This window comes from Xanthomonas dyei (genome assembly GCF_002939865.1).
Taxonomy (GTDB): domain Bacteria; phylum Pseudomonadota; class Gammaproteobacteria; order Xanthomonadales; family Xanthomonadaceae; genus Xanthomonas; species Xanthomonas dyei.
Genome location: NZ_MDEE01000006.1, coordinates 126691 through 145884 on the forward strand (window position 1 = coordinate 126691; position 19194 = coordinate 145884).

The window sequence follows — 19194 nt, forward strand, 5'->3', positions numbered from 1 at the left end:
GCGCGCTACGGTTTGTTGACCGCTCCTACTCGCACAGCACGCAAGCCCGTGCACTGAGGGCCTGCAATAGCTGCGCGCCGGGCAATTCCAGCAGCAACCCGCGTTGGCCGGCATTGATCCACAGCGCCGGTGCGTCCAGCGCGGTGGCTTCGATCAGCACCGGTGCCTGCCGTTGCTGGCCGAGCGGGCTGATACCGCCCACCTTGTAGCCGGTGCGACGTTCGGCATCGGCCACGTCCATCATGCGAGCGGACTTGCCGCCGCACGCGCTGGCCAGTTGTTTCAGCGACAGGCGCCGGTTGTAGGGAATGACCGCGCACACGGCCAGGTCGTCGACCCAGGCCATCAATGTTTTCAGCACCGTCGGCGGCGCCAGCCCCAGCGCGTTTGCCGCCTGCAGGCCTTTGGCATCTGCGTCGGGTTGATAGTCGTAAGGATGCAGCACGTAGGCCACGCCGGCAGCGTCCAATGCCTTGGTCGCGCGGGTGGCCTTGCTCATCGCCTCAGACCGATTCGAAGCGGTTGGCAGCGACGTTCTTGCGAACCTGTTCCGGGTTCCAGATCCGCCCGTTCATGGCGATGTAGACGCCGGCCGGCAGCGACTGCACCGCACCGACCGCGCAACCGATATTGAACTCCGCATCCGAGCCGCGGAAACGCGCCGGGTTGAGCGCGCCGGTCATCACGATGGTCTTGTCGACGATCGACTGCAGCACCTTGCCGGTTGCCACCATCGAATCGGTGCCATGGGTGATCAGTACGTGGCGGGTCGGCTGGGCGGCAATGGTGGCGCGGATCAGCTCGCGATCGGCATCGGTGATGTGCAACGAATCCTTGCGGATGATCGGAATGACCGAGAAGCGGAAGGTCACGCCCAGCTCCTTGAGGATCTGGCCGATCTGCGGGTCGCCGATCTGGTAATCGGATTTGTCGTCGAAGTAGATCTTGTCGATCGTGCCACCGGTGGTGACGATCAGGAGGTCTTCCATTGCTGCCAATCCTTCAAACGTGCGCGGTGCAGGCCGCGCGAGGGCCGTCATGATACGGCGCGGCGCCCCGCGCTGCAGGGCGCAGCCGTTAGCGCGGGGTACGTTTCTTGCCGAAGCGCGCGGCAACGCCGGGCCCGCTGACCAGCCCGATGACCAATAGCGCCAGCAGCAGTTCCAGCCACGCCAGCCCACGGACGTGGGGCTGGCTCCAGGCCGCCATCACGCCGTGACTGAACCAGCCCAGCGCAAAGGTGCCGGCCCAGAAGCGGGCACGGGCACTGCGCACGGCCAGCACGCCGGTCAGTGCCGGCGGCAGCGCGAAGACCAGCAAGGCGGCGGTGCGATGCGGGTCGTCGTGAAACCAGATCACGTACACCACCGCCAGCGCCAGCAGCGCAAGCGTCAGCAGCCAATGCACGGCGCGCAGGCTCACGGCGTGGCGAGCCGGCGCGCGATGTCGGCCACGCGGCGGCCGAGCGCGCGCGCCAGCAGGGTTTCGTCCTCGCTGGGTTGCGGGTCGCCAGCGGCGCCGGACACATGGCTGGCGCCGTACGGAGTGCCGCCACTGGTGGTGTGGCTGAGCGCGGCCTCGGTAAACGGGATGCCGACGATCAGGCAACCGTGGTGCAGCAACGGCAGGTGCATCGACAGCAGGGTGGATTCCTGGCCGCCATGCATCGATGCGGTGGAGGTGAACACGCCTGCCGGCTTGCCGGCCAGGGTGCCGGTGGCCCATTCGGCGCCCAGGCTGTCGAGGAAGTGTTTCATCGGTGCGGCCATGTTGCCGAAGCGGGTCGGGCTGCCCAGCAGCAGGCCGCTGCATTCGGCCAGATCGACGCGGTCCACATACGGCGCGCCTTCGTCAGGCACCGGTGGGGCGCTGGTCTGGGTGACCGCAGCCACCGGCGGCACCGTGCGCAGCCGCGCATTCATGCCCGGCACCTCGCCGATGCCGCGCGCGATCTGCCGCGCCAGCCGCGCCACCGAGCCGCCGCGGCTGTAATACAGCACCAGAATCTCCGCCATCGTGCCTCTGCCGCCTGTTGAGTTGCCGCAGTATCGGCCATGCCGCCGCCTGCCTGCACGCCGCAGGTGCGACAAGGCCGCGATGACGGCGCATCGGGTACCCTTGCGCGATGTCGCGTGTGAACAAACTCCACCAATGGAAAGAGCGTCTGCGCGATCGCGCGCGGACGGTGAGCTTCGGGCGCTTTCTGTGGCGCCGCTTTCTGGACGACCGCCTGTTCCAGGCAGCGGCCTCGCTGGCCTACACCACGGTGTTTGCGCTGGTGCCGCTGGCCATCGTGGTGTTCGGCGTATTGTCGGCGTTTCCTGCATTCAACGAGTGGAAGGACGCGCTCACCGACTTCATCTTCAACAATTTCGTGCCCGGCGCCGCGCGCTCGGTGCAGAACTATCTCAACCGCTCGCTCGAGGATCTGGGCAAGTTCACCGTCGCCGGTATGGTGGCGCTGGTGGCCTCGTTGCTGATCACCCTGCACAGCATCGAGCAGACCTTCAACAGCATCTGGCGGGTGGCTGCCGCGCGGCCCAAGGTGACGCGGTTCTTGATTTACTGGACCGTGCTGACCCTTGGCACGATGCTCGCCGCCGCCTCGATGGCGATGGCGGCCTACGTGTTCGCGCTGCCGCTGTTCCGCACCACCGAAGGCCAGTGGCTGGCCGAATTCGCCTGGCGGCTGGCACCGATGGCGGTGGAGTTCGTCTGCATCGTGCTGATCTACCGCGTGGTGCCGCAGCATGCGGTGCGCCTGCGGCACGCGCTGCCTGGCGCGCTGCTGGCGGTGATCCTGATGGAAATCGTCAAGTGGGGCTTCGGCTTCTATCTGGGCAATTTCCAGACCTATCAGCGCATCTACGGCGCGCTGTCGGCGCTGCCGATCCTGCTGCTGTGGATTTATCTGAGCTGGGTGTCGGTGTTGCTGGGCGCGTCGCTGGCGTCGTCGATGTCCGCATTCCGCTATCAGCCCGAAGCCATGCGCCTGCCGCCGGGCTTCGAAATTTATGGCCTGCTGCGCCTGCTCGGCCGGTTCCGGCAGGCGCGCATCCACGGCAATGGCCTGGACGAAGACCGCATCCTGGCGCTGGAGCCGATGCTCACCGACACGCTGATGCAGGAGCTGCTGTGCGAGCTCAAACGCATCCGCCTGCTGCGGCGCGACGAACGCGGCCAATGGCTGCTGGCGCGCGATCTGGACGTGGTGCCAATGGCCGAACTCTACGAAAACTGCCAGCTGCGCGTGCCGATCGAAGACCGCCCGCTGCCGTGCCGCGACGATGCCTACGGCCAGGCCGCCGCCGCCGCGCTGGAACAATTGCGTCAACCGTTGCGCGGTGTGCTGGCGCAACCGGTCGGCGACCTCTACACCCACCTCCCCGGAGATCCTCCATGACGATGCGCCTTGTGCGCGGCGCATGCGCGCTGCTGTTGCCGCTGTTGATCCTGACCGCCTGCAAGCCTACCGGCGAGGGCACCCCCGCTGCAGCCGATTCGGCGGCTGCGCCTGCCGCAACCACCCAGACACCCGAAAAACCCGCCGCTGACCCGGCAAGCGCGGCCAATACCTCGGTGGTGCAGCAGACCGCCGAGATGCCCAAGCTGTCGCTGCCCACGGTGTCGGGAGAGACCTACGACCTGGCCGCGCATCGCGGCAAGTGGGTGGTGGTCAACTTCTGGGCCACCTGGTGCGCGCCTTGCCTGAAGGAAATGCCGGAGCTGTCGGCACTGCACACCATGCGCGACAGCGTCGAAGTGGTCGGCCTTGCCTATGAAGACATCACCGCCGCCGACATGCAGGCGTTTTTGAAGGATCACCCGGTGTCTTACCCGGTGGCGATCCTGGACCCGTATCAGCCGCCGCAGGACTTCGCCACGCCACGCGGCCTGCCGATGACCTATCTGATCGGTCCGGACGGCAAGGTCGCCAAGCAGTTTCTCGGCCCGGTCACCGCCCGCGACATCGAAGCGGCGGTCGGCATCACCGGCAAGGCGGGGTGATGCAGGCGGCGCGCTTTGTGGTCAGCGGGACAGTGCAGGGCGTGTGGTACCGCGCCTCCACCCGCGAGCGCGCGCTGGCGCTGGGCCTGTACGGGCACGCCCGCAACCAGCCGGACGGCAGCGTGGAGGTGGTCGCCGCCGGCAGCCAGGCCGCACTGGATGCGTTGGAAATCTGGCTGTGGCAGGGCCCGCCAGCGGCGCAGGTGACGTCGGTGACACGCACGGCGTGCGCGGGTCCGCCGACTGAAGAATTTGTAACTGGCTGAGTGCGTGCCGCCACGGCGGGGCAACAGTGTTGCGTTGCGTCGCCGATAACCTTCTCAACGCGATCAGGCGTTCAGGGGAATGTAATGGCCGCTCCATCTCAAGATCACAACGACGGGCACGCTCCGGCGGCACATCGCCGCAATCGCCAGCTGACGCAGGTCGGGCCGTGGCTGTATCTCGGCGCGCTGCTGGGCAGTGGCTGGTTGTTGTTCGTGCAGCCGTCCACCCGCGTCCTGCAGCCCGAACAGGCGGCCACCAGCTGGCTGCTGGCGTGGACGTTCGGCGGCATCGTGATCGGTGCGGTGGCGTGGAGCCTGCGTCTGGCCCGTCGCGGCCTGGTGCAGCCATCGGCGACCTACCCGATGTCGGCACGCCTGCCCGAATCGTGGACCGATGCCTATGCGGCGTTGCTGCGCCCGGCGGCTCCGGCCGCGCCTGCCACCCCCCGCCTCGACCCGACCGACACCCAGCGTGGCGCCGCCTGGCACCGCTTCGGCGCCGGCATGCTCAGCGCCGAAACCTTCGACCCCAACGATGCCACCCGCGCGCCATGGGATGGACTGGACGCCCAGGCCTGCATCGCACGCCTGGACGAAGTGCGCATCGCCTGGCAAAACGCCTCGGTCAACCGTACTCTGCAGCAGGAGCGCCGTTATTGGCTCGACGTGGTGCTGTCGCTGCTCGATCACGGCGTGATGCGCCCACTGCAGGACGGCTACCTGCCCGACACCGCCGCACTGCGCACCGAGCGCTTTCTGCTGGGCGCCGACGCGGGCCCGATCGTGCTGGCCGATGTGCCGGCCCTGTTCGCACGCCGCCTGGCCTTGGCCATCGAGGCGATGCCTGCCGCACAACGCGATGCGGCCGGCGTGCAGTGGCGGCTGCTGCAGCAACTGCATGCATTGGTGGCCGAAGGCCGCATGCTGGACGAGCGCTCGCAGGTGATCCAGGTGCTGGCATGGAACCCGGACGTGGACCTTGACCAGGTCGAAGTGGCCTACATCCTGGCCGCCGAATACCGAGAAGGCATGCGCGACTGGTTGCGCCGCGCTGCGCTGGTCCGTTTGCCCGACAGCGCCCTGCGCCTGGATGAAGTGCTGTTGTCGTCCTGCAGCCCGCTCGGCGCGCAGGCCGACGATGTGGACTATATGGAAGCGATGCGCCCGCTGCACCGCGGTTTCATGCAGTTGTTTAGTCAGCGCCTGAGCCAGCTGGTGCTGCAGGCCGAGCAGGCCGAACGCCAGGCCGGCCTGCATCCGCTGCCGCGCGCCACCGCGGCCAGCGACGAAGTCTCTCAGGACTGGCCGGCGTAATCGTCGATCGGTTCCAGCACGCCGTAGCGCTCCTTGTGCGGTTTGCCGTGCAAGGGCGGCAGCGCTAGCGGCTCGTCGGGCACCGAAGTATCCGGCAGCCGATCCAGTAGATCGCGGATCAGGCTCAGCCGGCCACGTTTCTGGTCGTTGAAGTCCACTAGCGTCCACGGCGCATCCGGGATATGGGTCACTTCGAGCATGCGCTCGCGCGCGGCGGTGTAATCGTCGTATTTGGTGCGCGATTGCAAGTCTACCGGCGACAGCTTCCAGCCCTTGAGCGGGTCTTCGTGACGCTCGGCAAAGCGTTCTTCCTGCTCGGCCTGGTCCACGCACAACCAGTACTTGAACAGCAGAATGCCGTCATCGACCAGCATCTGTTCAAAGCGCGGCGCCTGCTCCAGAAACGCCTCGTATTGCGCGTCGGTGCAATAGCCCATCACCCGCTCCACGCCGGCGCGGTTGTACCAGCTGCGGTCCATCAGGACCAACTCGCCGCCGGCCGGCAGATGCGCCACATAGCGCTGGAAATACCACTGCGTGCTTTCGCGGTCGTTGGGCTTGGGTAGCGCCACCACCCGGCACTGGCGCGGATTGAGATGGCTGGCGATGGTCTGGATCACGCCGCCCTTGCCGGCGGTGTCGCGGCCTTCCACCAGCACCAGGGCGCGTTGATTGGTGTGGCGCAGCCAGCGCGCCATGCCGACCAACTCCAACTGCAGCGGTGCCAGCAACTTTTTGTAGGCCTTGCGTTTCAGGTGCGACATGCAGGTTCCGTTCGGCGATCGAACACCCAGGCTATTCGCCCAGCCGTGGACGCAATGTCGCCAGATTGCACGGCTTGGTGCGCGCATCCAACTGCGCACCTACGATCTTTTCCCACGCCGTGCGGCACGCCGAGGTGGAGCCGGGCAGGCAGAATACGAAGCTGTGATTGGCCAGCCCCGCAAACGCGCGCGATTGCAGCGAAGACGTGCCGATCTCTTCCATGCTGATGGCGCGGAACATCTCGCCGAAGCCCGGCATGATCTTGTCCAGCAGCGGTGTGATCGCCTCCGGCGTGCTGTCGCGGCCCGTAAAGCCGGTGCCGCCGGTGACCAGGATGCCGTCCACCTGCGCATCGGCAATCCACGCAGAAACAATTGCACGCATGCGGTAACGGTCGTCCGGACACAGCGCACGGTCGTGCAGCACGTGGCCTTCCTGGGTGAGGGTATCGGCCAGGTAATCGCCGGAGCGGTCGTCGGCCAGCGTGCGGCTGTCGGACACGGTCAGCACGCACAGGCGCAGGGGGATGAAGTCGGGAGTAGAAGGCATGGCCGCAGCGTAACCAGCTGCCGCGGCCGGGTACAGCGCCGCGGTGTGAATTTGAGGGAAGCCGAGCGGTGGGGATCGCTCACTGCTGGAATTCGGTCAATGGTGGACGTCGATCAGTGTTGGGCTATCGAGCGTCAGCCACTACGCGCGCTGCGACTCTCAGCGTGCAGTGACAAAAGCCCCCCTCCTGCGGGAGAGGGGTTGGGGTGAGGGTACGGGCGAAGCCTCAATGGCAGCACTTGCTACATAGCTGAGCACAAGGCCGCAGCGATCAGCAGAGCCCCGAGGATCGGCGATCGGTCGCAGCCTGCGCATGGCAGGCTTGCTCGCACCCGCATCCGGCGCTGCGCGCCACCTTCTCCCGACGAGAGAAGCGAGCAGGTCTATCGGCAGTTTTTGGCCTAATGCCGCTGCAGTAAGAGCGGGTAACAAACGTAGCGAGCAGTTGTCAGGTAGGTGTGGATGACGCGCTCAGAACCGGAGTGTACGGAGCGATCCATGCCGCACCGAGCACCGGCCGCGCCGGCCTGGCGGCTGCACAGTAGTGTTGTTAGCTGTTCTAAATCGCGCCTTGAGCCACAGCGGCCCACACCATCGCTTCAGCGCCGCATCCCACCAACCACCATCTAAACCCCCAACCAACCACGCTCCCGCGCCATCGTCTGCAGCAGGGCCGCAAGATCGTCCGCAAAGCCATCCATATCGAAAACGCCACTGCGCTGTCGTTGCTCAGCTAGCCGCGCACGCAGATCGGCCAACGCATCCGCATCGCTTGCCAATGCCACTGCCTTGGCCACAAATGCAGCGTCGTCGGCCACGTTCATCTCTTCCAGCCCCAGATACTGATTGAGGCTGCCCGCCACCCGCGCGGTAAACGTTTCGCCGGGCGTGGTCAGTACCGGGCAACCCGCCCACAACGCATCGGAGGCGGTGGTGTGCGCGTTATAAGGATGCGTATCCAGAAACAGATCCGCGTGCCGGTAACGCGCCAGATACTGCGGGTGGGGCAACTTCGGCATGAAGACCAGGCGCTGCGCATCCACGCCTTGCGCCTGTGCTGCCGCACGCAGCCGCGCATCGGCCTGGCCCGGCCCCGATAATAGCCACAGCACGCTGCCGGGCACCGCACGCAGTACCGCCAGCATGCGCGCCATGCTGCGCGGATTGAGTTTGTAGCTGTTGTTGAAACAGCAAAACACCCGGCCCTGCGCGGGCAAACCGCACGCGGTGCGCGATGGCGGCTCGCCAGGCGTGCGCGTGGTGTCCGACGGCTGAAACACGCGGTTCAAGCGCAGCACCTGCTCGCTGTAAAACGGCGCCAGCGACGGTGGTAGCGCAAAGGCGTCGCCCAGCACGTAGTCCATCCACGGCGCACCCGAGGTACCCGGGTATGCCAGCCAATTGATCTGCACCGGCGCCGGCCGCAGCGCGAAGACTTCCGGGCGTCCGCCACCGCCCCAGCCGCGCAGATCGAACAACGCGTCGATGCCCTGCGCACGGATGTGCTGGGCGGTGGCCAGATGCCCAAGCGCGGTGACATCGTGCAGCGTCGTGGCCTGGGTCAGGCGCGCGCGAATCGCGCTGCCGTCGTCGTGGCTGGTCGCGAACAGGTGCAGCTGCAGCTCCGGTTGGCGCCGCTGCAATGCCTCGAACAATGCCACCGTCAACACACCGGTGGGATGCGCGCCGAAGCCATTGGACACGAAGCCCACGCGCAACCCGCCGCGGCTGCGGATCGCAGCTGGTGGCAGTGGCTGCAGGCTTGAAGCGATGGCCTGCGCGCGCGTGCGCGCACAGGCCAGTTGCTCGGCCGCAGTGGCGTCTTCGCTCAGGAACGCGAACGGCTCCACCGCCGCTGCGCCATGCGCCACGGCGTTACGGACCTGCGCGGCCAAGGCATCCAGACCGCGCCAATTGCATAAACGACGTCGCCAGTTGAGCAGCTGCGCGGCGATGTACGGCTCGTCGGGCAGCAGGTGATACGCGCGTGTATAGGCTGCTGCCGCTTGCTCCGGCTGATCGGCGTCTTCCAAGGCATGGCCCAGCCACAGCGCAATGCCCGGATGCTGCGGCACCAGGTCCGATGCCTGCTGCAGCAGACGCGACGCCTCGGCGCGCCGCTGTTGCGCCCAACGCACGCGCCCAAGCCGCGCGATCGCTTCCGGGTGGCCGGGATGCAAGGCCAACGCGCGTTGCACGGCCAACTCGCCAGCTGCGATGCCGCCCATGCCGAGTTCGGCATCGGCGAGCATCAACCACGCAACGAAATCGCCGGGCTGCCGCTGCACCGCTTCGCGCAGCTGCAGTAGCTCGCGCGGGACGTTGGCACTCACGGGCTGTCGCTCAACCGCGCCAGTTCGTCGGCCTGATGCTCGTGCAGCAACCGTGCGACCAACGCATCCAGATCGCCTTCGATGATGTTGGGCAGGTCGTATAGCGTGAGGCCTTCGACACGGTGGTCGGTGATGCGGCCCTGCGGAAAGCTGTAGGTGCGGATGCGTTGGCTGCGGTCGCCGCTGCCCACCTGCAACTTGCGCGTCTGCGCTTCGGCCGCTGCGGCCTTGCTGCGTTCGGCTTCCACCAATTGGGCCTTCAGGCGCTTCATCGCCTTGTCGCGATTGGCGTGCTGGCTGCGCTCGGTCTGGCATTCCACCACCACGCCGCTGGGCACGTGGGTGATGCGGATGGCCGATTCGGTCTTGTTGACGTGCTGGCCGCCGGCGCCGGACGAACGGAAGGTATCCACCTTCAAATCCGCCGGATTGATCGCGATCTCTTCCACGTCGTCGGCTTCGGGAATGATCGCCACCGTCGCCGCCGAGGTATGGATACGGCCCTGCGACTCGGTTGCGGGCACGCGTTGCACGCGATGGGTGCCGGATTCGAACTTCAGCCGCGAATACGCGCCGCGCCCGACCACGCGCGCCACCACTTCTTTGTAGCCGCCGTGCTCGCCGGGGCTGTCGGATTCGATTTCGACCTTCCAGCCCTGGCGCTCGGCATAACGTGCGTACATGCGGAACAGATCGCCGGCAAAGATCGCGGCCTCGTCGCCGCCGGTGCCGGCGCGTACTTCCAGGAACAGATTGCCGTCGTCGCGCGGATCGCGCGGGACCAGCAGCAATGCCAGCTGCGCATCCAGTTCGTCCAGGCGCGCTTGTGCCGCAGCAATCTCCTCTTCGGCCAACTCGCGCATTTCCGGGTCGTTGCGCATGGCTTCGGCCGCGCTCAGGTCGGCCTTGGCGCGCGCCTCGTCTTCCAGCGCAACGGCCACCGGCTCCAGTTGCGACAGCTCGCGCGACAGGCTGCGGAACTTGTCGTTGTTGTTGACCACGTCCGGGTCGGACAACAGGTGCTGCAGTTCTTCGCGGCGCTCGGCCAGCGCTTCGAGCTTACGGCGCAGGGTCGGCGTCATCAGTCCTCACGATCGGGGTAGCTACAGGGGGATGTTGATAACCGGGCTTTTCCGGAAACAGCCGGTCGGCCGCGCTGGTCAATTCCAGGTCGTTGTTGAGCGCGGCATCGCGCAGCGCGGCGGTCGGCGGGTGCAACAAGCGGTTGGTCAGCGCATGCGCCAGCTGCTCCAATACTTCGTCGGCCGGCTTGCCGTTGCTCAACTGTTGACGCGCCTTGGCCAGCAGTTCGTCGCGGGTGCTGTCGCCGAACGCGCGCAGCCGCTTGAGCGGTGCCTGGCGCGCGTTGGCCTGCACGGTCTCGACATAGCGCGCCACCTGCAGGTCGATGATCGCCTCGGCCTGGTCTGCGGCTTCGCGGCGGCTGCGGCGGTTGTCTTCGACCGCGCGTTCCAGATCGTCCACGGTGTACAGGTAGGCATCGCTCAGCGTGGCTACCGAGGCTTCGATGTCGCGCGGCACCGCCAGGTCGAACAACAGCATCGGCTTGCGTTTGCGTGCACGCAGCGCCTGTTCCACCTGCACCCGCGTGATGACCGGCTCGCGCGCGGCGGTGGCCGAAAACACCACATCGGCCTCGGCCAGGTGGCGTTCCAGATCCGTCAGCGGCAAGGCATAGCCGCCGTGCTGGCTGGCCAGTGTCTGCGCATGCGCAAGGGTGCGATTGGCGATCAACAGGCGCCGCACGCGGCCTTCGCTCAGGTGCTTGGCGGCCAGCTCGATGGTTTCGCCGGCGCCGACCAGCAACACGGTCGATTCGTTGAGCCGGGCAAAGGACTCCTGTGCCAGGCGCACGGCGGTGGAGGCCACCGACACCGGGTTGGCGCCGACACGGGTATCGGTCCGCGCCCGCTTGGCCACCGAAAAGGTCTGCTGGAACAGCCGATCCAACCCGCTGCCCAGTGCGCCATGCGCGCGCGCCACCGCCCAGGCATCTTTCACCTGGCCCAGGATCTGCGGCTCGCCCAGCACCATCGAATCCAGCCCGGTAGCGACCCGGAACAAGTGGCGCACCGCGTCGGCATCCTGATGCTGGTACAGATAGCTACTCAATCCCGGCGCATGCGCGTCCAGCCAGCCGGCCAGCGCCTGTGCATCGTCGGCCACCGCATACAGCTCGGTGCGGTTGCAGGTGGACAGCAGCGCGGCCTCGCGCACCTGCGGCAAGGCCCGCAACGATTCGAGCGCGCGCGGTAGCGCGTCACCTGCGAACGCCGCGCGTTCGCGCAGGTCCACAGGTGCGGTCTGGTGATTCAGTCCGAGCACCCACAACGTCATTGTTCAGTTGCTTGCGATAAGCTGGCGGCCATTCAGGGCCCCATTTTACGGCCCGGTTGCCCCCGATGCCTGTACCGATTCGCATCCTGAGTGTTCTTTTGCTGGTAGCAGTGTCCGCCAACGCCACGGCAGCACCCAAGAAAGCACCGCCCGCTCCACCCGCCAGCAGTGCCGGCGCCACCTCGCTGGAACCTGTGCTCGCCGGCGAATTCGCCTTGCAGGCCGGGCAGCTGGACGAAGCTGCACGCGCTTATCTGGACGCCGCCAAGGCCGAGGCCGGCGACGCCGGGCTGGCCGAGCGCGCCGCCCGCATCGCCATGCTGGCCAACGACGACCCGCGTGCCATCGAAGCCCTGGCGCTATGGCGCGCACGCGCGCCATCGTCGATGTCGATGCGCAGCACCGAAGCCTCGCTGGCCCTGCGCCGTAACGATCTGCGCACCGCGCGCCGCGACTTGCTGGGCCTGCTCAAAGAACCCGACCCGCGCGGCTGGCGCTTTGCATTGATCGCGCTGGCCAATGGCGGCCGCGAGCCGGAAGCCTCCGCCGACGTACTCGAAGACCTGGTCAAGGCCGGCGCCATCCCCAACCAGATCGAGGTGTGGCAGGAGTTCGGCCGGCTCGCGCTGCGCATGGAGCGCCCGGCGCTGGCCAAACGCATCGTCGACGAAGTGGTGCGCCGCTTCCCCGAAGAGCCGCGCGTGGCCTTGCTGCATGCCACCCAGCTGCAGCAGGAAGGCAAGAACGACGAAGCGCTGGCGCTGCTGAAGAACGTCGAACCGCAGGCGGTGAAGGATTCCGAGCTGCGCGGCGCGCTGGCCTTCGCCTACGACGCCATGGGCCAGACCGAAGCGGCCGCGCGCGTGCTGTCCACCGGGCCGCAGGACACCCAGACCTACGGCCTGCGCGCGTCCATGCTGGCCAAAGAGAAGGACCGCACCGCGTTGGAGGCGCTGTATGGCGAGCTCAAGAGCAACGCCACCAAGCCCGACCCGGACCGCCGCCTGCTGCTGGGCAAGATCGCCGAATTCCTCAAACGTTACGACGAAGCGGTGGAGTGGTACCGCGGCGTGCCCGGTGGGCCGCAACTGAGCGAAGCGCGCTTGCGCGCCGCCAGCGCGCTGTACGAGCTGGGTCGCAAGCCGGAAGCCTTGGCCGAAGTGCGTGCATTGCAGGGCGATGCCAGCGCCGACGACGATGCCCGTCGCGATGCCTATGTGCTGGAAGCCGAGCTGCATCAGCGTGCCGACGACGCCCCGGGCGAGCTGGATGCCTTCGAGCGTGGCCTGGCCGCGTATCCGGACGACGGTGCGCTGCTGTACGCCCGCGGCCTGGCCTGGGAGCGTCGCGACGACGTGGCGCGCGCCGAGGCCGACCTGCGCAAGATCCTGGTCGCCGAGCCGGAGAATGTCGCAGCCTTGAACGCGCTGGGCTATACCCTGGCCGACCGCACCACCCGCTACAAGGAAGCGCTGGCGTTGATCGACCGCGCCCGCACCGCCGACCCGGACAACCCGGCCATCGTCGACAGCTATGGCTGGGTGCTGTATCGCATGGGCCGCACCAAGGAAGCGCTGGTGCAGCTGCGCCGCGCCTGGGCGCTGGTCAAGGACCCGGAAATCGCCGCGCACGTGGGCGAGGTGCTGTGGGTCAGCGGCAAGCAGGACGAGGCGCGGCGCTACTTCGACGAAGCCCGCCGCTTGGATCCTGACAACCGCGCGCTGCAACGCGCCGTGGAAAAGTTCGGGCTATGAGCGCTGTACGACGCGCGCTGGCCCTGAGCGGGCTGGTGCTGGTCGGCCTGTCCGGCTGCGTCAGCGTGCCGCGCGGGCAGGGCGGCGGCGCGGCGGTGGTCGAGCGCGTGTCGGATCAAGCACGTATTGCCGAAGCGGCGCGCCAGGCCTGGCTGCAGGCCCATCCGCAATGGTCGTTTCAGGGGCGGGTAGCGATCAGCAAGGACCGTAACGGCGGCAGCGGACGCATCGACTGGCAGCAGAACGGCCCGCAGTACCGCGTGCAGCTCAGTGCCCCGGTGACCCGGCAGAGCTGGGTGCTCACCGGCGATACCACTACCGGCGCCGGTCGGCTCGAAGGGCTGGACGGCGGTCCGCGCAGCGGCCCAGATGCCGAGCAGGTCTTGCTGGAAGCGACCGGCTGGACCATCCCGTTCAATCAGATGCCGGACTGGGTGCGCGCGCTGCGCATTGCCGATGCCGGCACGCAGCGCGTCGATCTCGACGCTGCCGGGCGCCCGCGCACCGTGCAACAGGATGGCTGGACCATCGAATTTCTCGCCTGGGCGCCGGCCGGCGACGGCCAGCCCACGCTGCCGCAACGCATCGAAGCCCATAACGGCAGCGCCAAGGTCCGTCTGCTGGTGGATCAGTGGACGGTATCGCCCTGATGGCAGCGCTGGACGGCTGGTCGGCGTGGCCTGCGCCGGCCAAGCTGAACCTGTTTCTGCAGATCGTCGGGCGCCGTGCCGACGGCTACCACCTGCTGCAGACCGTGTTCCGGCTGCTGGACTGGGGGGACACCATTCATCTTCGTTTGCGCAGCGACGGCCTGATCCGGCGCATCGGCGACAGTTTGCCCGGCGTCGCTGAAGACGATGACCTGGTGATCCGCGCCGCGCGCCTGCTGCAATCGTCCACCGGCTCGCGGGCGGGTGCGGAGATCCGCGTCGACAAGCGCATCCCCGCCGGTGGCGGATTTGGTGGCGGTTCGTCGGACGCGGCAACTGTGCTGGTCGCGCTCAACGCCTTGTGGAGCCTGGGCTTGCCGGTCGATGCATTGGCCGCGCTGGGTCTGCAGCTGGGTGCGGACGTGCCGGTCTTCGTCCGCGGACACAATGCCTGGGCCGAGGGCGTGGGCGAGCAACTCACCCCGATTGCGCTTGCGCAGGCCGCGTATGTGCTGGTCGATCCAGGCGTTCACGTGCCCACGCCGGCGTTATTTCAATCACAGGAATTGACGCGGGATGCTGCTCCCGTGAAAATAGCGGACTTCGCTTCCGGTTCTCTGCTCGACAATGCGTTCGAGCCGGTCCTGCGGCGCCGCGAACCCGCCGTCGAGGCTGTGTTCCAGGCGCTATCCCAGATCGGCACGCCACGTTTGACCGGGTCGGGAAGTGGGTGTTTCGTCGAATTCGCCACGCGTGCTGCCGCAGAGCAGGCCTTGGCGCAGTTGCCGGACAGCCTGCGGGCGTGGGTGGTGGAGGGTGCAGCGCACTCGCCATTGCTCGACGCACTGGATGCAACAACGTTTTGATGCAGGGGCGTCGCCAAGAGGCCCAAGGCACCAGGTTTTGATCCTGGCATTCGTAGGTTCGAATCCTACCGCCCCTGCCAGTTGTTGATGCAGGTCCCTCTGCAAAAGTCGTACATGCAGGTCCCTCTGCAACAGCTCGCACTTCCATGTGCGGGGGTTCAAAGAAAAGCCCGGCATTAGGTCGGCTCTCCCGTTCCACCATCGCCCGCCCGCTCTTCGCCGCCGCCCGAGAGATCCCATGCAAGACCAACGTAACCTGCTGGTGTTCTCCGGCAATGCCAACAAGCCGCTTGCCCAGAGCATCTGCAAGGAGCTCGGTGTGCGCATGGGCAAAGCGCTGGTCACGCGCTTTTCCGATGGCGAAGTGCAGGTCGAGATCGAGGAGAGCGTGCGCCGGCAGGAAGTGTTCGTCATCCAGCCGACCTGCGCGCCGAGCGCGGAAAACCTGATGGAGCTGCTGGTGCTGATCGACGCGCTCAAGCGCGCCAGCGCCGCCTCGGTGACTGCGGTGATCCCGTATTTCGGCTATTCGCGTCAGGACCGTCGCATGCGCTCCTCGCGCGTGCCGATCACCGCCAAGGTCGCCGCCAAGATGATCTGCGCGATGGAGGCCGACCGCGTGTTGACGGTCGACCTGCATGCCGACCAGATCCAGGGCTTCTTCGATGTCCCGGTCGACAATGTCTACGCTTCGCCGCTGCTGCTGGCCGACATCTGGCGCGCCTACGGCACCGACAACCTGATCGTGGTCTCGCCCGACGTGGGTGGTGTGGTGCGCGCGCGCGCCGTCGCCAAGCGCCTGGACGACGCCGATCTGGCCATCATCGACAAGCGCCGTCCGCGCGCCAATGTCGCCACCGTGATGAACATCATCGGCGACGTGCAGGGCAAGACCTGCGTGCTGGTCGACGATCTGGTCGATACCGCCGGCACTTTGTGTGCGGCCGCCGCAGCGCTCAAGCAGCGCGGCGCGCTCAAGGTGGTGGCCTATATCACTCATCCGGTGCTGTCCGGCCCGGCGGTGGACAACATCAATAACTCACAGCTCGACGAGCTGGTGGTCACCGACACGATTCCGTTGAACGGAGCGGCGCGTACCTGCCCGAAGATTCGTCAGTTGAGCGTGGCCGAACTGCTGGCAGAGACCATCCGCCGCATCGCCTTCGGCGAATCGGTCAGCTCGCTCTACGTCGACTGATATCCCATTCGGCGCCCGGATCTCCGGGTGCCGTACTACGTCTCTCCTGGTCGCGGGTGAGACGCTTCATCGCCGCGAGGCGGTATTCCAATCTAGGTAGTGAAACAACATGGCAAAGACTCACGAAATCAAGGTCGAGCGCCGCGCGAACGAGGGGAAGGGTGCGAGCCGCCGCCTACGTCACGCTGGCGTCATTCCGGCCATCGTCTACGGTGGCGAACTCGAGCCGGTCAGCATCCAGCTCAACCACGAGCAGATCTGGCTCGCCCAGCAGAACGAGTGGTTTTACTCGTCGATCCTGGACCTGAACCTCAATGGCGACGTGCAGCAGGTGCTGCTGCGTGACATGCAGCGCCATCCGTTCAAGCAGTTGATCATCCACATCGACTTCCAGCGCGTCAGCGCCAACGAGAAGCTCAGCGCCGCGGTGCCGTTGCACTTCGTCAACGAAGCAACTTCGCCGGCTGGTAAGTCGAGCGAAGTGGTCGTGACCCACGAGCTCAACGAAGTCCAGGTGGTCTGCCTGCCGAAGGATCTGCCGGAGTTCATCGAAGTCGACCTCGGTGCGCTGGAAGTGGGCAACGTGATCCACTTGTCCGAAATCAAGCTGCCGGCCGGTGTGGAAATCCCCGAGTTGAAGCTGGGCAAGGAACATGACGTTGCCGTGGTTGCTGCCAAGCACGTGCGCGTCGAAGAAGAAGACGCTGCCGGTGAAGAAGGCAGCGAAGGCGCAGAAACCAAGTAATCCGTCGGCCGGTTCCTCGCATCTGCGGGGAATCGGCCGCGGTGACTGGCATGTCTGCACTTCGGCTGATCGTCGGGCTCGGCAATCCGGGCCCGGAACACGCGCAAACCCGGCACAACGCCGGGTTTCGTTTCGTCGATGCCCTCATCGAGCGCAGTGGCGCCCGCTGGGGTCTGGACAGCAAGTTGTTCGGCGAAACGGCCAAGGTCGATATCGCGGGGCAACCGGTCTGGCTGCTCAAGCCGGCCACCTTCATGAATCTCAGTGGCAAATCGATCACCGCCGCCCTGCGGTTCTGGAAGATCGAACCGGAGCAGATGCTCGTCGCACACGACGAACTGGATCTGGCGCCGGGCACGGCACGGCTCAAGTTCGACGGTGGACACGGCGGTCAGAACGGCCTGCGTGACACGATCCGCCTGCTCGGGCACGGCAAATTTCACCGCTTGCGCGTCGGTATCGGTCACCCTGGTCACAAGGACCGTGTTGTGCCGTGGGTGCTGGGGCGGGCAGGGCGTGACGATGACGCGGCGATCGGTACTGCAGTGGATGCGGCCATCGATGTGCTGCCGCTGGCGATGGGCGGCAATTTCAACGAAGCGATGAAGCGCCTGCATACCGCCAGGGACGCGTGATTGGGGAGTGGGGATTCGCAGCCGCGCGGCGACGAATCTCCACTCCCGAATCCCGAATCCCGGATGTGACCCATGGGTATCAAATGCGGCATCGTCGGCCTGCCCAATGTCGGCAAGTCGACTCTGTTCAATGCGCTGACCAAGGCGGGCATCGCTGCGGCCAATTTTCCGTTCTGCACCATCGAGCCGAACGTCGGCATCGTGCCGGTGCCGGACCCACGCCTCAACCAGCTGGCCGAGATCGTCAAGCCGCAGAAGCTGATTCCCACTGCGGTCGAGTTCGTCGATATCGCCGGCCTGGTTGCCGGTGCGGCGAGCGGCGAAGGCCTGGGTAACAAGTTCCTGGCGCACATCCGCGAAGTCGATGCGATCACCCACGTGGTGCGTTGCTTCGAGAACGACGACATCATCCACGTCAACAACAAGGTCGACCCGATCGCCGATATCGAAACCATCGATACCGAGCTGGCGCTGGCCGATCTGGACAGCGTGGAAAAGGCGCTCAACCGCGCCGAACGCAGCGCCAAGGGCGGCGACAAGGACGCAGCGGCACGCAAGCCGGTGCTGGCCAAGCTGCAGGCCGCGCTGGCCGAGGGTAAATCCGGTCGTGCAGCGGGTCTGGACGAGGAAGAGAAGGCGCTGGTGCGCGACCTGTTCCTGCTGACGCTCAAGCCGGTGCTCTACATCGCCAACGTGCTGGAAGACGGCTTTGAAAACAACCCGCACCTGGACGCAGTGCGTGCGCACGCCGCCACCGAGGGTGCAGAAGTGGTGCCGGTCTCGGCCGCCATCGAAGAAGAGCTGTCCCAGCTCGATGATGAAGATCGCGACACCTTTCTGGCCGATCTCGGTTTGAGCGAGCCCGGTCTGAATCGCGTCATTCGCGCCGCTTACACGCTGCTCGGCCTGCAGACCTACTTCACTGCAGGCGTCAAGGAAGTCCGCGCGTGGACGGTCAGGGCTGGCTCCACTGCACCGCAGGCGGCGGCGGTCATCCATACCGATTTCGAGAAGGGCTTCATTCGCGCCGAGACGATCGGCTTCGATGATTTCATCAAGTATCGCGGCGAAGCTGGCGCGCGAGACGCGGGTCGTCTGCGCCTGGAAGGCAAGGAATATCGGGTCCAGGAAGGCGATGTATTGCACTTCCGTTTCAACGTCTGATCCGGTGCGTGCGGCGCCGAGCGTCGCGCGTATTCAGCAGTGACGAAGGGTTCAAAATTTTTGTTGACACCGGGTGTGTCCCATAACAAAATAACGGGCTGCTTCACCCCGAACCGAATCGCCTCACCGCGCTACGGTCCGGTAGTAAAAGCTGGAGGGATACCCAAGCGGCCAACGGGGGCAGACTGTAAATCTGCTGGCTTACGCCTTCGGTGGTTCGAATCCACCTCCCTCCACCAGTTTCATGTTGTGGCATGCAGTTCCCGGCGCGGGAGTAGTTCAACGGTAGAACCTCAGCCTTCCAAGCTGATGGTGCGGGTTCGATTCCCGTCTCCCGCTCCATTGAACGCAAATGCATGGCATAATGCAAAACTCGCTCACGTAGCTCAGTCGGTAGAGCACCTCCTTGGTAAGGAGGAGGTCGAAGGTTCGATTCCTTTCGTGAGCACCATTACTCAATCGTCTTAAACTCCAAACGATTACCGAGAACTTGCACCCATGGCAAAAGCTAAATTCGAGCGCACCAAGCTGCACGTCAATGTCGGCACCATCGGTCACGTTGACCATGGCAAGACCACGTTGACCGCTG

General features: G+C 66.1%; 21 protein-coding genes, 4 tRNA genes and 1 other RNA gene. 16 read left to right on the forward strand and 10 right to left on the reverse strand.

From position 1 onward, the window contains the following. Positions 1-25: 25 nt before the first annotated feature. The 4 genes from ybaK to wrbA form a co-directional block, all read right to left on the reverse strand. The gene (ybaK, locus tag XdyCFBP7245_RS06835) at positions 26-499 is read right to left on the reverse strand and encodes a Cys-tRNA(Pro) deacylase (protein WP_104614970.1); all 474 of its coding nucleotides are present in this window, start codon (positions 497-499) and stop codon (positions 26-28) included. 4 nt (positions 500-503) lie between these two features. Beyond that, positions 504-989: an asparaginase domain-containing protein gene (locus tag XdyCFBP7245_RS06840; protein WP_104614971.1), complete on the reverse strand. Its 486-nt coding sequence runs from the start codon at positions 987-989 to the stop codon at positions 504-506. Positions 990-1077: 88 nt separating this feature from the next. Beyond that, positions 1078-1422 (reverse strand): DUF2069 domain-containing protein, encoded by a 345-nt coding sequence (locus XdyCFBP7245_RS06845; protein ID WP_104614972.1) that lies wholly within the window; start codon positions 1420-1422, stop codon positions 1078-1080. Then, complete coding sequence (gene wrbA / locus XdyCFBP7245_RS06850; RefSeq protein WP_104614973.1) at positions 1419-2015, reverse strand: NAD(P)H:quinone oxidoreductase; 597 nt, start codon at positions 2013-2015, stop codon at positions 1419-1421. The genes XdyCFBP7245_RS06845 and wrbA overlap by 4 nt, the downstream gene beginning before the upstream one ends. Before the next feature lie 110 nt (positions 2016-2125). Between wrbA and XdyCFBP7245_RS06855 the strand changes: the two genes are divergently transcribed. The 4 genes from XdyCFBP7245_RS06855 to XdyCFBP7245_RS06870 all read left to right on the forward strand — a co-directional run bounded on the left by XdyCFBP7245_RS06855 (position 2126) and on the right by XdyCFBP7245_RS06870 (position 5588). Beyond that, positions 2126-3403, forward strand: a complete 1278-nt coding sequence (locus tag XdyCFBP7245_RS06855; protein WP_104614974.1) for a YihY family inner membrane protein — start codon at positions 2126-2128, stop codon at positions 3401-3403. Continuing rightward, the gene (locus tag XdyCFBP7245_RS06860) at positions 3400-4008 is read left to right on the forward strand and encodes a TlpA family protein disulfide reductase (protein ID WP_104614975.1); all 609 of its coding nucleotides are present in this window, start codon (positions 3400-3402) and stop codon (positions 4006-4008) included. The genes XdyCFBP7245_RS06855 and XdyCFBP7245_RS06860 overlap by 4 nt, the downstream gene beginning before the upstream one ends. After that, complete coding sequence (locus tag XdyCFBP7245_RS06865; RefSeq protein ID WP_104614976.1) at positions 4008-4274, forward strand: acylphosphatase; 267 nt, start codon at positions 4008-4010, stop codon at positions 4272-4274. Before XdyCFBP7245_RS06860 ends, XdyCFBP7245_RS06865 begins: the two co-directional genes overlap by 1 nt. An 84-nt stretch (positions 4275-4358) precedes the next feature. Beyond that, positions 4359-5588 (forward strand): hypothetical protein, encoded by a 1230-nt coding sequence (locus XdyCFBP7245_RS06870; protein WP_104614977.1) that lies wholly within the window; start codon positions 4359-4361, stop codon positions 5586-5588. Here XdyCFBP7245_RS06870 and ppk2 read toward each other — a convergent pair. From ppk2 to hemA, 6 genes are all read right to left on the reverse strand, one after another. After that, positions 5570-6352 (reverse strand): polyphosphate kinase 2, encoded by a 783-nt coding sequence (gene ppk2 / locus XdyCFBP7245_RS06875; protein ID WP_104614978.1) that lies wholly within the window; start codon positions 6350-6352, stop codon positions 5570-5572. The two genes, XdyCFBP7245_RS06870 and ppk2, sit on opposite strands and share 19 nt — an antisense overlap. A gap of 31 nt (positions 6353-6383) precedes the next feature. Continuing rightward, positions 6384-6902, reverse strand: a complete 519-nt coding sequence (moaB, locus tag XdyCFBP7245_RS06880) for a molybdenum cofactor biosynthesis protein B (RefSeq protein WP_104614979.1) — start codon at positions 6900-6902, stop codon at positions 6384-6386. 423 nt (positions 6903-7325) lie between these two features. Next, a non-coding RNA gene (locus XdyCFBP7245_RS06885) (sX9 sRNA) lies at positions 7326-7402 on the reverse strand. A gap of 126 nt (positions 7403-7528) precedes the next feature. After that, positions 7529-9235, reverse strand: a complete 1707-nt coding sequence (locus XdyCFBP7245_RS06890; protein WP_104614980.1) for an O-linked N-acetylglucosamine transferase, SPINDLY family protein — start codon at positions 9233-9235, stop codon at positions 7529-7531. Then, the gene (gene prfA, locus XdyCFBP7245_RS06895; protein ID WP_104614981.1) at positions 9232-10317 is read right to left on the reverse strand and encodes a peptide chain release factor 1; all 1086 of its coding nucleotides are present in this window, start codon (positions 10315-10317) and stop codon (positions 9232-9234) included. The genes XdyCFBP7245_RS06890 and prfA overlap by 4 nt, the downstream gene beginning before the upstream one ends. Beyond that, positions 10295-11593 carry a glutamyl-tRNA reductase gene (gene hemA / locus XdyCFBP7245_RS06900; protein WP_104614982.1) on the reverse strand — a complete coding sequence of 433 codons (1299 nt, stop codon included), beginning with the start codon at positions 11591-11593 and terminating at the stop codon, positions 10295-10297. The genes prfA and hemA overlap by 23 nt, the downstream gene beginning before the upstream one ends. A gap of 65 nt (positions 11594-11658) precedes the next feature. Here hemA and XdyCFBP7245_RS06905 point away from each other — a divergent pair, with 65 nt between their 5' ends. From XdyCFBP7245_RS06905 to XdyCFBP7245_RS23725, 12 genes are all read left to right on the forward strand, one after another. After that, positions 11659-13347 (forward strand): tetratricopeptide repeat protein, encoded by a 1689-nt coding sequence (locus XdyCFBP7245_RS06905; RefSeq protein WP_104614983.1) that lies wholly within the window; start codon positions 11659-11661, stop codon positions 13345-13347. Further along, positions 13344-13997: a lipoprotein insertase outer membrane protein LolB gene (lolB, locus tag XdyCFBP7245_RS06910; protein WP_104614984.1), complete on the forward strand. Its 654-nt coding sequence runs from the start codon at positions 13344-13346 to the stop codon at positions 13995-13997. The genes XdyCFBP7245_RS06905 and lolB overlap by 4 nt, the downstream gene beginning before the upstream one ends. Continuing rightward, positions 13997-14863, forward strand: coding sequence for a 4-(cytidine 5'-diphospho)-2-C-methyl-D-erythritol kinase (gene ispE, locus XdyCFBP7245_RS06915; protein ID WP_211287655.1), 867 nt, complete (start codon positions 13997-13999; stop codon positions 14861-14863). Before lolB ends, ispE begins: the two co-directional genes overlap by 1 nt. A gap of 3 nt (positions 14864-14866) precedes the next feature. Then, positions 14867-14943, forward strand: a tRNA-Gln gene (locus tag XdyCFBP7245_RS06920). Positions 14944-15101: 158 nt separating this feature from the next. After that, complete coding sequence (locus XdyCFBP7245_RS06925) at positions 15102-16061, forward strand: ribose-phosphate diphosphokinase (protein WP_104614986.1); 960 nt, start codon at positions 15102-15104, stop codon at positions 16059-16061. A 109-nt stretch (positions 16062-16170) separates the two neighbouring features. Beyond that, the gene (locus tag XdyCFBP7245_RS06930; RefSeq protein ID WP_104614987.1) at positions 16171-16806 is read left to right on the forward strand and encodes a 50S ribosomal protein L25/general stress protein Ctc; all 636 of its coding nucleotides are present in this window, start codon (positions 16171-16173) and stop codon (positions 16804-16806) included. A 50-nt stretch (positions 16807-16856) separates the two neighbouring features. Continuing rightward, entirely contained in the window at positions 16857-17441 is a 585-nt protein-coding gene (gene pth, locus XdyCFBP7245_RS06935) for an aminoacyl-tRNA hydrolase (protein WP_104614988.1), read from the forward strand. A gap of 72 nt (positions 17442-17513) precedes the next feature. Continuing rightward, the gene (ychF, locus tag XdyCFBP7245_RS06940; protein ID WP_104614989.1) at positions 17514-18605 is read left to right on the forward strand and encodes a redox-regulated ATPase YchF; all 1092 of its coding nucleotides are present in this window, start codon (positions 17514-17516) and stop codon (positions 18603-18605) included. A gap of 153 nt (positions 18606-18758) precedes the next feature. Beyond that, positions 18759-18844: transfer RNA gene (locus XdyCFBP7245_RS06945), tRNA-Tyr, on the forward strand. Positions 18845-18873: 29 nt separating this feature from the next. Further along, positions 18874-18947: transfer RNA gene (locus tag XdyCFBP7245_RS06950), tRNA-Gly, on the forward strand. A 33-nt stretch (positions 18948-18980) separates the two neighbouring features. After that, a tRNA-Thr gene (locus XdyCFBP7245_RS06955) sits at positions 18981-19056 on the forward strand. Positions 19057-19103: 47 nt separating this feature from the next. Then, positions 19104-19194: GTP-binding protein (locus XdyCFBP7245_RS23725; protein WP_146091651.1), on the forward strand; the 91-nt coding region annotated here is incomplete at its 3' end.